The organism is Burkholderia sp. THE68 (assembly GCF_009938265.1).
Taxonomy (GTDB): Bacteria; Pseudomonadota; Gammaproteobacteria; order Burkholderiales; family Burkholderiaceae; genus Caballeronia.
In genome coordinates this window covers 1,079,231-1,091,099 of record NZ_AP022319.1, presented here as the reverse complement: position 1 = coordinate 1,091,099, position 11,869 = coordinate 1,079,231, and the positions used below count along the sequence as shown (strand labels likewise).

12 protein-coding genes and 1 pseudogene are annotated in these 11,869 nt (G+C 63.2%); 3 read left to right on the top strand and 10 right to left on the bottom strand.

Translation table 11 applies throughout. The features are described 5' to 3' along the window. Positions 1 to 2: 2 nt before the first annotated feature. The 4 genes from BTHE68_RS33490 to ssuD all read right to left on the bottom strand — a co-directional run bounded on the left by BTHE68_RS33490 (position 3) and on the right by ssuD (position 3,586). Positions 3 to 761, bottom strand: a complete 759-nt coding sequence (locus BTHE68_RS33490) for an SDR family NAD(P)-dependent oxidoreductase (protein ID WP_162070547.1) — start codon at positions 759 to 761, stop codon at positions 3 to 5. 103 nt (positions 762 to 864) lie between these two features. Beyond that, positions 865 to 1,662: an ATP-binding cassette domain-containing protein gene (locus BTHE68_RS33485; protein ID WP_162070546.1), complete on the bottom strand. Its 798-nt coding sequence runs from the start codon at positions 1,660 to 1,662 to the stop codon at positions 865 to 867. Beyond that, on the bottom strand, positions 1,659 to 2,441 hold the full coding sequence (gene ssuC / locus BTHE68_RS33480) for an aliphatic sulfonate ABC transporter permease SsuC (RefSeq protein ID WP_162070545.1): 783 nt from the start codon (positions 2,439 to 2,441) through the stop codon (positions 1,659 to 1,661). Before ssuC ends, BTHE68_RS33485 begins: the two co-directional genes overlap by 4 nt. Next, positions 2,438 to 3,586: an FMNH2-dependent alkanesulfonate monooxygenase gene (gene ssuD, locus BTHE68_RS33475; RefSeq protein ID WP_162070544.1), complete on the bottom strand. Its 1,149-nt coding sequence runs from the start codon at positions 3,584 to 3,586 to the stop codon at positions 2,438 to 2,440. The genes ssuC and ssuD overlap by 4 nt, the downstream gene beginning before the upstream one ends. A gap of 233 nt (positions 3,587 to 3,819) precedes the next feature. On the opposite strand from ssuD, the gene BTHE68_RS33470 reads away from it, so the two are divergent. After that, complete coding sequence (locus tag BTHE68_RS33470; protein WP_162070543.1) at positions 3,820 to 4,647, top strand: MetQ/NlpA family lipoprotein; 828 nt, start codon at positions 3,820 to 3,822, stop codon at positions 4,645 to 4,647. Positions 4,648 to 5,053: 406 nt separating this feature from the next. After that, a pseudogene (locus BTHE68_RS33465) lies at positions 5,054 to 5,259 on the top strand (NADH:flavin oxidoreductase/NADH oxidase); the annotation flags it as partial. A gap of 54 nt (positions 5,260 to 5,313) precedes the next feature. Here the strand turns inward: BTHE68_RS33465 and BTHE68_RS33460 are convergent. From BTHE68_RS33460 to BTHE68_RS33440, 5 genes are read right to left on the bottom strand one after another with little or no spacing between them, the layout of a single operon-like run. Then, positions 5,314 to 6,006, bottom strand: a complete 693-nt coding sequence (locus BTHE68_RS33460) for a substrate-binding domain-containing protein (RefSeq protein WP_162070542.1) — start codon at positions 6,004 to 6,006, stop codon at positions 5,314 to 5,316. Positions 6,007 to 6,011: 5 nt separating this feature from the next. Further along, positions 6,012 to 6,695, bottom strand: coding sequence for a 4-carboxy-4-hydroxy-2-oxoadipate aldolase/oxaloacetate decarboxylase (gene ligK / locus BTHE68_RS33455; protein ID WP_162070541.1), 684 nt, complete (start codon positions 6,693 to 6,695; stop codon positions 6,012 to 6,014). Positions 6,696 to 6,697: 2 nt separating this feature from the next. Further along, the gene (locus BTHE68_RS33450) at positions 6,698 to 7,723 is read right to left on the bottom strand and encodes an amidohydrolase family protein (protein ID WP_162070540.1); all 1,026 of its coding nucleotides are present in this window, start codon (positions 7,721 to 7,723) and stop codon (positions 6,698 to 6,700) included. A 19-nt stretch (positions 7,724 to 7,742) separates the two neighbouring features. Continuing rightward, complete coding sequence (locus BTHE68_RS33445; RefSeq protein ID WP_162070539.1) at positions 7,743 to 9,092, bottom strand: MFS transporter; 1,350 nt, start codon at positions 9,090 to 9,092, stop codon at positions 7,743 to 7,745. Positions 9,093 to 9,117: 25 nt separating this feature from the next. Further along, on the bottom strand, positions 9,118 to 10,410 hold the full coding sequence (locus BTHE68_RS33440) for a gallate dioxygenase (RefSeq protein ID WP_162070538.1): 1,293 nt from the start codon (positions 10,408 to 10,410) through the stop codon (positions 9,118 to 9,120). A gap of 275 nt (positions 10,411 to 10,685) precedes the next feature. Here BTHE68_RS33440 and BTHE68_RS33435 point away from each other — a divergent pair, with 275 nt between their 5' ends. Continuing rightward, positions 10,686 to 11,096 (top strand): ester cyclase, encoded by a 411-nt coding sequence (locus tag BTHE68_RS33435; RefSeq protein ID WP_232078194.1) that lies wholly within the window; start codon positions 10,686 to 10,688, stop codon positions 11,094 to 11,096. On the opposite strand, the gene BTHE68_RS33430 is transcribed toward BTHE68_RS33435, so the two are convergent. Beyond that, a complete protein-coding gene (locus BTHE68_RS33430) occupies positions 11,093 to 11,863 on the bottom strand; it encodes an ABC transporter ATP-binding protein (protein WP_162070537.1) in 771 nt (256 codons plus the stop codon). The two genes, BTHE68_RS33435 and BTHE68_RS33430, sit on opposite strands and share 4 nt — an antisense overlap. Positions 11,864 to 11,869 lie beyond the last annotated feature (6 nt).

Here is an 11,869-nt window from a genome sequence, read left to right as displayed (position 1 = left end):
GCTCAGATTGCCATGCCGCCCGACACTTCGATCCGTTGCGCATTGACCCAGCGATTGTCCTCGGACAACAACGACGCGATCATCGGTCCGATGTCATCGGGCAGGCCGGCGCGGCCGAGCGCGGTCATATCGGCGATGCGGCGGTTCAGCTCCGGATTGTCGCGCACCATGCCGCCGCTGAAGTCCGTCTGTATCGCGCCGGGCGCGACCACGTTGACGGCGATCCTGCGCGGCGCGAGTTCCTTCGCCATGTATTTCGTCAGCACTTCGACCGCGCCCTTCATCGAACCGTAAGGCGCGCTCTCCGGCACGATGATGCGCGTGAGACCCGAGGAAATATTCACGATACGGCCGCCGTCGCGAATCAACGGCAGCAGTTTCTGCGTGAGAAAGAACACGCCCTTGAAGTGAACTTCGTAGAGCGCATCGAGCTCCGCTTCCGTCGTTTTCTCGATGCTGTTGTGATGCGACGTCCCCGCGTTGTTGACGAGGAAGTCGAAGCGGTCGGCGCCCCAGCCGGCGAGTGTCGCGCGCACGTCGTTTGCGAAAGCATCGAAGCCGCGCGTGTTGCCGGTATCGAGTTGCAGCGCGTTCGCGCGCCCGCCGGCTTCCACAATCAGCGCGGCGACCTTCGCGGCTTCCTGCTGGTTGCTGTGATAAGTGAAGATGCTGTCGACGCCTCGTTGCACGAGGCTAAGCACGGTGTTTCGGCCGAGTCCCCGGCTGCCGCCGGTGACGATCGCAATCTTTCTCGCGGACATGATTCACGCTCCTTCGCTCCTGTGATCAGCCGACAGGATAGCGAGCGAAACGCTGATCGATAATCCGCTTCAATCCGCACGGGTTGTGCGAAAAATCGAACGCTCAGGCGCGCTGCAGCACGCGCGACAGCACTTGCTCTTCGAGTTCGGCGAAGCCCGGCGAAGTGCGCGTGCGCGGCCTTTGCAGCCGCACCGCGGTATCGAGCGTGATGCGCCCCGCGTCGATCAGCACGACGCGATCGCCGAGCGACACCGCTTCCTGCACGTCGTGCGTGACGAGCAGCGCGGTGAACTTGTGCTCGCGCCACAGCCGCTCGATCAGGCCCTGCATTTCGATGCGCGTTAATGCATCGAGCGCGCCGAGCGGTTCATCGAGCAACAGCAGATCCGGCCGATGCACGAGCGCACGCGCAAGCGCCACGCGCTGCCGCTGTCCGCCCGACAGACGCGATGGCCAGTCTTTCTCGCGCTCGGCGAGGCCCACTTCGGCGAGCGTCGCGCGAGCTTCGTCGCGCCGGCTGCGCGGCAGGCCGATCATCACGTTGTCGAGCACGCTCTTCCACGGCAACAGCCGCGCGTCCTGAAACATGATCCGCACCTGCAACTCGCTTGCCGTCGCTGGTGCGTTGCGTTGAAGGACACCGCCCGTCGGCTGGTCAAGACCGGCGATGAGCCGCAGCAAGGTCGACTTGCCGCAGCCGCTGCGACCGACGATCGACACGAAGCTGCCGCGCTCGATGGAGAAGTCGAGCCGGTCCAAAACCGTGCGCTCGCCGAAACGCTTTTCCACGCCGCGCAGCGATACGGCGAGATCGCGCCCGGCGTGCGGCGCGCGTGCATGCGTTTGTGGTTCGACGCGCCTGAACGCGGGCGCCAGCGTGTCGATATCGATCAGATTCATGATTGCGCCTTCGTTTGATACGCGGGATGCCAGCGCAGGGTAGCGCGTTCGATCGAGCGGGCGGCGGTGTCGGCCAGTTTGCCGAGCAGCGCGTAAAGCAGGATGCCGACCACCACGACATCGGTTTGCAGGAACTCGCGCGCGTTCATCGTCATATAGCCGATGCCCGATTGCGCGGAGATCGTCTCGGCCACGATCAGCATCACCCACATCAGGCCGAACGCGAAGCGCACGCCGACGAGAATCGACGGCAACGCCCCCGGCAAGATCACATGCCGATACAGCGCGAAGCCCGACAAGCCATAACTCTTCGCCATCTCGATCAGATCGCGGTCGACCGAGCGAATGCCGTGATACGTGTTGACGTAGACGGGAAAGAACACGCCCAGCGCGACCAGCACGAGTTTCGCTTCCTCGCCGATGCCGAACCACAGGATCAGGAGCGGAATCATCGCGAGCGCGGGGATGTTGCGGATCATCTGCACGGTCGAGTCGAGCGCGATTTCGGCGGGCTTGAAGAGGCCGGTCGCGAGACCGAGCACGAAGCCGATGCCGCCGCCCATCGCGAAGCCCGCAAGTGCGCGCCCGGCGCTCACTTTCACGTTGGCCCACAGATCGCCGGACTCGATCAGCGCCCACGCGGCCTTCACGACCGCGAGCGGTTCGGGCAGCACGCGCGATGACAGTCCGCCGGTGCGCGCGGCGCTTTCCCATGCGATCAGGATCAGCACCGGCACGAGCCACGGCAACGCGCGGCGAGCGATGGAATTCAGCGTCATGATGCCGACACCCTCGGCAATTCCGCCGTGCCGATGACTTCACCGAACGGTCCCGACAACGGCCCGCTGATCTGCTCGCGCTGGCGACGCGGCAGCAGCGGAAACACCAGCTCCGCGAAGCGATACGACTCTTCCAGATGCGGATAACCCGACAGGATGAACGTCTCGATGCCCAGCTCCGCATATTGCTTCATCAGGCCGGCGACCTGCTCCGGATTGCCGACGAGCGCCGTGCCCGCGCCACCGCGCACGAGCCCCACACCCGCCCACAGATGCGGATACACCTCCAGCTTGTCGCGCTGGCCGCCGTGCAGCGCGGCCATGCGGCGCTGCCCTTCCGAGTCCATCTTCGCGAACGAGGCCTGGGCGCGGCGAATGGTTTCATCGTCGAGCTTGCTGATGAGCTTGTCGGCGTCCGCCCACGCTTCCTGTTCGGTCTCGCGCACGATCACATGCAGACGAATGCCGAATTTGATCGAGCGGCCTGCGTCGGCGGCGCGGCGGCGGATGTCGGCCAGTTTCCTTGCCACGTCCTCGGGCGGCTCGCCCCAGGTGAGATATGTGTCGATGTGCTTCGCCGCGATTTCGTGCGCCGCCGGCGACGAACCACCGAACCACAGCGGCGGATGCTGCTTTTGCACGGGTGGATACAGCACCTTGCCGCCCTGCGATCGCAGATGCTTGCCGTCGAAATCGAAGGCGCCGTTGTCGTGCGACTGTTCGAGCAGGCCGCGCCAGATCGTGAGGAATTCGTCGGTGATTTCGTAGCGCGTGTCGTGGTCGTGGAACACGCCATCGCCGGCGAGTTCGGACGGATCGCCGCCGGTCACGACATTGATAAGCAGACGCCCGTTCGAGAGCCGGTCGAACGTCGATGCCATGCGCGCCGACAGTCCCGGCGAACTCAGGCCCGGACGGATCGCGACGAGAAACTTCAGACGCTTCGTCGCGGGAATGAGGCTGGAAGCGACCACCCACGCGTCCTCGCAGGAACGGCCGGTGGGCAGCAGCACGCCTTCATAGCCGAGTGTATCGGCGGCTACTGCGATCTGGCGGAAGTAATCGTAATTCGCGGCTCGCGCGCCTTGCGATGTGCCGAGATAGCGGCTGTCGCCGTGCGTGGGGATGAACCAGAAAACATTCATTGCGGAATCTGCCTTGTCGAAGGCATCGTCGCCGATGCCGATACTGGCGATGTTAGCAATGCGCGCCTGGTGGGCTAAACGAGGAATCGTGATATCGATAGCAGGATTCACGCCGATGCCAAGTGCTTTTCTTGTGATGCTTTTCAGGCATATCGATAGCGCCCGATATTATTTGGCGCGCACGCGCCGCGCCCCTAGCATCACGCTTCTCTCAATCAGCATGCGTGCGCATCATGAACATCAAGCATCCCTTCAAAGCTACTGTGTTGTCGATCCTCTTCGCGTGGAGCGTCGTGAGCGCGCAGCCGTCGCTCGCGGCGAATCAGACCGTGCGGGTAGGCATCATGTCCGGCGAGGACGAGGACGTGTGGCGTGCCGTGGCCGCCAATGCGGCGAAGCACGGCATCACTGTGAGAGTCACGACCTTCTCCGATTACACGCAGCCGAACGAAGCGCTCGCGCAACACGACCTCGACGCCAACTCGTTCCAGCACAAGCCTTATCTCGATGCGCAGATCCAGGCGCGTCACTATGACATCGTGCCGGTGGGTTTCACGTACGTGCAGCCGATCGGCCTTTACTCGCGCAAGTGGAAATCGGTGGATGCGCTGCCGCAGAACGCGGCCATCGGCGTGCCGAACGATCCGAGCAACGAAGGCCGCGCGCTGCTGCTGTTGCAGGCTATCGGCGTGATCAAGCTGCGCGAGAACGCGGGCCTCCTGCCCACCGCGCGCGATATCGCGAGCAACCCGAAGCACGTGCAGATCAAGGAACTCGATGCGGGCATCGTCGGCCGCGCGATCGGCGATCTCGATGCTGCCGTCGTCAACACCGATTGGGCGATCAAGGCCGGCATCAAGATTCCGCAGGAGCGCATCGCACAGGAGAAGGTGACGAACAATCCGTATCGCAACTTCATCGCGGTCAATGCAAAGGATGCGCAGGCGCCGTGGGTCAAGGCGCTGGTGGAGAGTTATCAGCAGGCCAATGTGGCGACGTCGATTCTGAGCGTCTATCACGGCGCGACGCTGCCCGCTTGGGATGGCGCGCCGCAGAAGTGAAGGAAAAAGCAACGTGATTCGAAACGGCCGCTCAATCGGGTCCGTGCGCCTTCCCCTGTCTAACGCCTCCATTTCACTGAATCAGTGTTTCGTTGGTTTCCCTTGCATACCCGGCGGCAGCGCGCAGCGCTGTGCCGGAGCTCTTTCGTGCTGAACCAGCGCGCTAAGACAACTAGCGTGTCAGACCGTGCGCGGTCCAAGCCCGAGACGGCCTACGAGGGCACTCGCTACAGAGGCCACGAACAACGAGAAGAACACCCAAATTGCGTGTGACCGCGGGCGTCTCGAGCTGCTTTCTTTGGTTACTTTCTTTGCAGCAGCAAAGAAAGTGACTGCCGCCCCGCACAGGGGCAGTGCTAATAGACCGACACGAATTCAGGATTTCCGATAAGCCTGTTAGCATCTCGCGGGACGCAGCCGTTTCCTCGTCGAGACCATCGAGGCGGTGCGCGAAGTGTGGCCGAAGAATCTGCCGTTGACGGCACGCTTCGGTGTCGTCGAATACGATGGCCGCGACGACGTCACGCTGAACGAATCGATCGAACTGACGAGGACGCTGCGGCGCAAAGGCCTCGATCTATGAGCGTGAGCGTCGGCTTCGTTACGCCGTGGCTGAATGATGTCTTGAAACGAAAAACGCGCAACGTGATGGTTGCGCGCTTTTGACTACGCGAGCTTGCAAGGCTCCATGCCGTTGCGCACTTTCGCGCCGTCGGCATCCGAAGAAGCGATGAACGCAAGAAACTCACGGGCAAGCTGCGGTGCGCGTGCGTTCGTACATACCGCGGCTTCGAACACCGTCAGCGTCTGAATCCCGGGCGGCAACATGCCGATCACGTCGATGCCTTCGACGCCGATCATCTCGCTCATCTGCTGAAAGCCCAGTTCGACTTCGCCGCGCGCGATGAGCGTGCCCACCGCAACGCCCGGCGGCGCCTGCACGATGCGCGATGCGATGCGCTCCACAATGCCCCAACGCTCGAACAAACGCGTCAGATAGACGCCGCTCGGACCCGTCGAATAGCCGATGCTGCGTGCAGCGAGCACCGCCTCGCGCACGGCGGCTTCATCGTCGATGGAAGGACGCGCCGCGCCCGACGCCACCGCGATCGCCACGCCCGAGCGCGCGATTTTGACGCGGCTGGCCGCATCGACGCGCGCCGACCCCGCGAGCCGATCGATCGCGTCCGACGCAAGCACGACGATATCGAACGTCTCGCCTTCATCGACGCGCCTGAACGCCGCGACACCGCCCACCGATTCGATCGCCACGCGCTGTCCCGCCTTCGCCTCATAAGCCGAAGCAAGCTCGTTCAACACCTGGCGCGTCGCCATCGAAGAGATGCCTGTGATACTCATGAGCGTCAGTCGATGTAGCGCAGGCCCGCCTTTTCCAGCGGTTCGCGCATCTTGTACATATCGAGGCCGAACACGCCGCTCGCGAGTTTCGCGCGCTTCTCTTCTTCGAGCGCCTCGCGCGCGATGGCCTTGTCGAGCACCTGTTGTGCCGAGACGGAAGGCACGACGACAACGCCATCGTCATCCGCGACGATCACATCGCCGGGCGTCACCAGCGCGCCCGCGCACACGACAGGAATGTTCACCGAGCCGAGCGTCGCCTTCACCGTGCCTTTCGCCGAGATCGCACGGCTCCAGACGGGGAAGTTCATCTCCGTCAGCACGCGCACGTCGCGCACGCCGCCATCGATGATGAGCGCACGCGCGCCGCGCGCCTTGAAGCTCGTCGCGAGCAGGTCGCCGAAGAAGCCGTCGGTGTTGTCGGTCGTGCAGGCGGCCACGACGATATCGCCCGGACGAATCTGCTCGGCCGCGACGTGCATCATCCAGTTGTCGCCCGGCTGCAGCAACACGGTCACCGCCGTGCCGCTCGCCTGCGCGCCCGTGTAGATCGGCCGCATGTAGGTCTTCATCAGACCGACACGGCCCATCGCCTCGTGCACCGTCGCCGAGCCGAGCGCGCCGAGTTTTTCGGCTGCGTCCGCGTTCGCACGATCGATGTTCCGATACACCACTCCCAGTTCATACATGATCAACGTCCCTTCGCTTTGAGCGCCGCATCCAGGCGCGGATACACCCGGCGCGCGTTGCCTTCGTAAATCTTGCAGCGCGCTTCCGGTTCGATTTGCGCCGCCTCGACATAGCGCTTCGTGTCGTCGAAATAGTGCCCCGTTTCAGGATCGATGCCGCGTACCGCGCCGATCATCTCGCTCGCGAACAGAATGTTGTCGACGGGAATCACGCGCGTCAGCAAGTCGATGCCCGGCTGGTGATAGACGCATGTATCGAAGAACACGTTGTTGAGCAAATGATCCTTCAGCAAGGGCTTTTTCAACTCCTGCGCGAGTCCGCGGAAGCGTCCCCAGTGATACGGCACCGCGCCGCCGCCGTGCGGAATCACGAACTTGAGCGTCGGAAAATCGCGGAACAGATCGGACGTTAGGCACTGCATGAACGCGGTCGTGTCGGCGTTCAGATAGTGCGCGCCCGTCGTGTGAAAACACGCGTTGCAGCTCGTGCTCACGTGGATCATCGCGGGGATGTCGTATTCCACCATCTTCTCGTAGACCGGATACCACGAGCGGTCCGAGAGCGGCACGCTCGTCCAGTGCCCGCCCGACGGGTCCGGGTTCAGGTTGATCGCGACATTGCCGTACTGCTCGACGCACTTCACGAGTTCGGGAATGCACGTCGAGACATCGACGCCCGGACTCTGCGGCAACATCGCCGCCGGCACGAAGCTGTCGGGGAAAAGCTCGCTCACGCGATGGCACAGCTCGTTGCAGATCGCCGCCCACGTGCTCGACACTTCGAAGTCGCCGATGTGATGCGCCATGAAGCTCGCGCGCGGGCTGAACACGGTGAGATCGAGACCGCGTTCGCGCATCAGTCGAAGCTGATTCGTTTCGATCGATTCGCGCAGTTCATCGTCGCTGATACGCAGTTCCGATGCGGCCGGCATCTCCGAAGGATTCGTGATGCCTGCGATCTGCCGGTTGCGCCACGCTTCGAGCGCCTTGGGGGCGGTCGTGTAGTGGCCGTGTATGTCGATGATCATGCCTTACTCCAGGTACTCGTTAATGTGCTGCCGTCGTCTGTGCGTGCGCTTCATCGACACGCGTGCGCTGCGCCACGAGAATCGCGAGGGCCGCGAGCGTCGCGGGCACGGCGAGCATCGCGAGGATCGCGCCGAACTCCCAGCCGAGACCGAGCAGCGCGCCGCCGAAGGCGGAACCGAAGATGCTGCCGAAGCGGCCCATGCCGAGCATCCAGCTCACGCCGGTGGCACGCGCGCCCGTCGGATAACGTCCCGGCGCGAAGGCGTTGAGGCCGGTTTGCGCGCCGCTCATGCAGAAGCCCGCCGCGAACACGAGCACCGCAAGCGACGACGACAACGCGCCGATCCACGCCAGCCCGAGCACGCACACCGCGCCGCCGAGATATGCCGCGCTGATGACGGGCGCCGGGCGCGCACGGTCCATGATCCAGCCGACGATGATCGCACCGATCGTGCCGCCGATCTGGAACATCGCGGTGATGTTCGCCGCTGCGGACACCGTGAGGCCCGCGTCTTTCATCAGCGTCGGCAGCCAGCCGGTCAGCAGATAGATCACGAGCAGGCCCATGAAATACGTGACCCACAGCGCACCCGTCATCAGGCCGTAGCCCTGCGAGAACAGCACGCCGATAGGCCTTTTCGTCGGCAGCGGCGGTTCGTTCGACACGAAGGTTTCGCTGCCGTCGAAGCGCGCACCGCACACGCGGCCGAGCACCTTGCCGATACGCGCGGACGTCGCGCCGCGCACCGCGAGCAGACGCGCCGATTCAGGCAGGAGCCACATCTGCAGCGGAATCAGCGCGAGCGGCAACGCGCCGCCGAAAATCAGCACCGCGCGCCAGCCGTGCACCGGAATCAGCCAGCCCGCGACGAAGCCGATCAGCGCCGAGCCGAGGTTGAAGCCCGTGAACATGATCGTGATGAGCAGCGCGCGCTTGCGTTGCGGCGCGTACTCGGAGAGCAGTGTCGTCGTGTTGGGCATCGCGGCGCCGAGGCCGATGCCGGTCAGCAGGCGCAACACCGCCATGCTCGCGGGCGATGTCGTGAACGCGGTCCCGATCGTGAACACGCCGAAGAGGAACACGGACGTAATCAGGACCCACCTGCGTCCGATGCGATCCGATGCCGGCCCGGCCGACAATGCGCCGATCACGAGACCGATGGGTGCCGCGCTCATCACGAGACCGAACGCGGGGCGCGAGATATGCCAGTCCGCGATGATCGAAGGCGCAACGAAGCCCATGATGGCCACGTCCATGCCGTCCGCCATCACGACGAGGAAGCACAGCACGACCAGCAGCCACTGGTAGGCGGAAATGGGGCGTTCGTCGATGAAGCCCTTGATGTCGATGGTTTTACGGATATCCATGTTTGTCTCCTGTCTCCTCTTTTATTCAGTTCTTCGCCTTGTCCCAGTCGAGCTTGCCCGCGCCCTTGCCTGCCACCGAATACAGTGCGCCGGGAGCGTTGCGTGTCTTCTGGAATTCTTCGAGCGTTTCGCCGCGCATCGCCGCATAGATGTGCAGGTTCGACACGCCCGTTACCGCGCCGAGCTTTTCGAGCATGAAGAAGATCACGCCGTAGTGAAGCAGGCCGCGCCAGTCGCGGCGACGGATGAGATCGCGCTCCTGTTCGCCGAGACCCGCCGCTTCGAGGCTCGCTTCTTCGTCCTGTTTGAATGCCTCGCGATGCGCGGGCTCGACCATGCGATGCAGATAATCGTTGATGCGATATGCGCGCACTGCCGTCTCGATCGAGAACGGATAGGTGCCGTCGAGCTTCTCGACATCGGTCAGTTGCACGGCCATCTTCTGACGATGACGCTCGACGATCGCCGGGTTCGTCTCGCTGTCCTCGCCTTCGTAGATCGCGGTCGCGATGCCGGCCATCGACGGCAGGTAGTAGCTGCGATGCTTGCACACGACATTCGACGACAGCGCGCCGCGCATCGTCAGCCACATGATCACTTCGGCGCCCTCGTAGCCGCCGAGCGCCGCATATTCCGCGAGCGTCATGTCAGCGAGTTGCTCGGGATCGCGCTCGAAGAGATCGAGGAAGCGCGCATCCCATTCCGTGTTGTTGAAGCCCGAACGCTCGCCGTGCACCTGATGCGAGAGACCGCCTGTGGCGAGAATCGCGACCTTGATGTCTTCCGGATAACTTTCGATTGCGCGGCGTAGCGCCTGGCCGAGCTTGTAGAAACGGCGCGCGCTCGGCACGGGCAATTGCAGCACGCCCATTTGCAGCGGCACGAGCTTGACGGGCCATTCGGGCTTGTGCGGACACAGCATCGAAAGCGGCGAGAAGCAGCCGTGGTCGAGCGCCTTGTTCTGGAAGAACGACATGTCGAATTCGTCGGACATCAGCGATGTGCCGATGTGCGCGGCGAGCGCCGGATGACCTTTGATCGGCGGCAGATCGCGCGCGCCGCCGCCTTCGTCCGCGACGCGCCATTCCGGGCCGACGCCGAGTGCGAACGCGGAATAGTGATCGAAAAAGAACGACGTGACGTGGTCGTTGTAGATCGTGACGATGACATCGGGCTGCTTTTCCGCGAGCCAGTTCGCGAGCGGCGCGAAATTCTCGAAGATCGGCGCCCAGACGGGATCGTCGCGTTTGTTCTTGTCGAACGCGAAACCGATGGTCGGGGTGTGCGAGGCGGCGATGCCTCCGATGATCCGTGCCATGTGCGCTACTCCTTCAGAATGCGTGGCCGAGCGGGCTTGCTTTCGGGAAACTGAAGCCGAAGGGTAGCGAGGAAGGAGGTGGCGCGGGTATTACGCGTAAACCAGTACTTTGCCGGTGTGGATGGGGTTTGGAGGGGGTCGGAGGCCGTGGTGGCGCGGCGAGCGGGGAAGTTTTGCAGCACCGAATTGCCGATATGCCGATAAACAAAACTGATGGCTGGTGAAGCAGGACGCAAGCGGCGTGAGTTTGGGGAGCGGCCGCGCCCTGTGAGAGGATGCGCGGATCGCTATCCTTTCGTGGAGCGCATCCGATGCTTGCAGATATTTATCGAGGATACATCGCGTGCCTGAACGCGCAGGATTGGGGGAATCTCGGCACGTTCGTTCACGATGCCCTTCATTACAACGGGAGGCCGCTGACGCTCGACGATTATCGCGAAATGCTGAAGAAGGATTTTCGCGAGATTCCGGATCTCTTCTTCGATATTCAACTGTTGATTGCAGAGCCGCCGCGCGTCGCCTGCCGATTGCGCTTCGAATGCGCGCCGAAAGGGGTTTTCATGGGCTTGCCTGTGAATGGAAAACGAGTGCTCTTTTGCGAGAACGTTTTCTATGAATTCCGCGATGGGAGAATCGACAATGTCTGGTCGGTGATCGATAAGGCCGCGATCGAGACGCAGATTTAGACATTCTCTGAAAAGTACGCGTCGATGATCTCGTCCCGCAGCTTGCCGACACTGTGTTCACTCAACTTCCGCGGCCTCGCCAGTCCTACCTCGATCACATCCCCGATCCGCCCCGGCCGCGCCTCCATCACGACAACGCGATCCGAAAGCAGCACCGCTTCCTCGACATCATGCGTGACGAGCACCATCGTGATCCGCTCGCGCTCCCAGATCCGCTGCAGTTCGAGCTGCAAGCGACTACGCGTCAACGCATCGAGCGCACCGAACGGCTCATCGAGCAGCAGCAACCGAGGCCGGTTCACGAGCCCGCGCGCAATCGCGACGCGCTGCGCCATCCCGCCCGACAACTGATGCGGATAATGCCGCTCATATCCCTCCAAGCCGACGAGCGCGACATGCTCCGCCACCGCCCGCGCTTTCTCCGCCCTCGAGAGCGGCGCATTGCGCAATGCGACGGCCACGTTCTGTTCGACATCGAGCCACGGAAACAGCCGATGATCCTGAAACACGATCCCGCGCGACAGGTCCGTCGTCACGATGCGCTCGCCATCGAAGCCGATCTCGCCTTCATGATCGCCATCGAGGCCCGCGATCAGCCGCAGCAACGTCGACTTGCCGCAACCGCTCGCGCCGACGACGCTTACGAACTCGCCGCTCGCGATCGACAGGTCGATGCGATCCAGCACCGCCGGCGCCGCATCGTCGTTGAAGCGCTTGCTCACGTGCCGCAGCGTCAGGCCGCTGCCCTGCTCGATTACCGTCGTCATTGTCTG

Coding starts and splice junctions, on each gene's coding strand:
- BTHE68_RS33490 (WP_162070547.1), bottom strand. CDS start 761: ATGTCCGCGAGAAAGATTGCGATCGTCACCGGCGGCAGCCGGGGACTC.
- BTHE68_RS33485 (WP_162070546.1), bottom strand. CDS start 1,662: ATGAATCTGATCGATATCGACACGCTGGCGCCCGCGTTCAGGCGCGTC.
- ssuC (WP_162070545.1), bottom strand. CDS start 2,441: ATGACGCTGAATTCCATCGCTCGCCGCGCGTTGCCGTGGCTCGTGCCG.
- ssuD (WP_162070544.1), bottom strand. CDS start 3,586: ATGAATGTTTTCTGGTTCATCCCCACGCACGGCGACAGCCGCTATCTC.
- BTHE68_RS33470 (WP_162070543.1), top strand. CDS start 3,820: ATGAACATCAAGCATCCCTTCAAAGCTACTGTGTTGTCGATCCTCTTC.
- BTHE68_RS33460 (WP_162070542.1), bottom strand. CDS start 6,006: ATGAGTATCACAGGCATCTCTTCGATGGCGACGCGCCAGGTGTTGAAC.
- ligK (WP_162070541.1), bottom strand. CDS start 6,695: ATGTATGAACTGGGAGTGGTGTATCGGAACATCGATCGTGCGAACGCG.
- BTHE68_RS33450 (WP_162070540.1), bottom strand. CDS start 7,723: ATGATCATCGACATACACGGCCACTACACGACCGCCCCCAAGGCGCTC.
- BTHE68_RS33445 (WP_162070539.1), bottom strand. CDS start 9,092: ATGGATATCCGTAAAACCATCGACATCAAGGGCTTCATCGACGAACGC.
- BTHE68_RS33440 (WP_162070538.1), bottom strand. CDS start 10,410: ATGGCACGGATCATCGGAGGCATCGCCGCCTCGCACACCCCGACCATC.
- BTHE68_RS33435 (WP_232078194.1), top strand. CDS start 10,686: ATGCGCGGATCGCTATCCTTTCGTGGAGCGCATCCGATGCTTGCAGAT.
- BTHE68_RS33430 (WP_162070537.1), bottom strand. CDS start 11,863: ATGACGACGGTAATCGAGCAGGGCAGCGGCCTGACGCTGCGGCACGTG.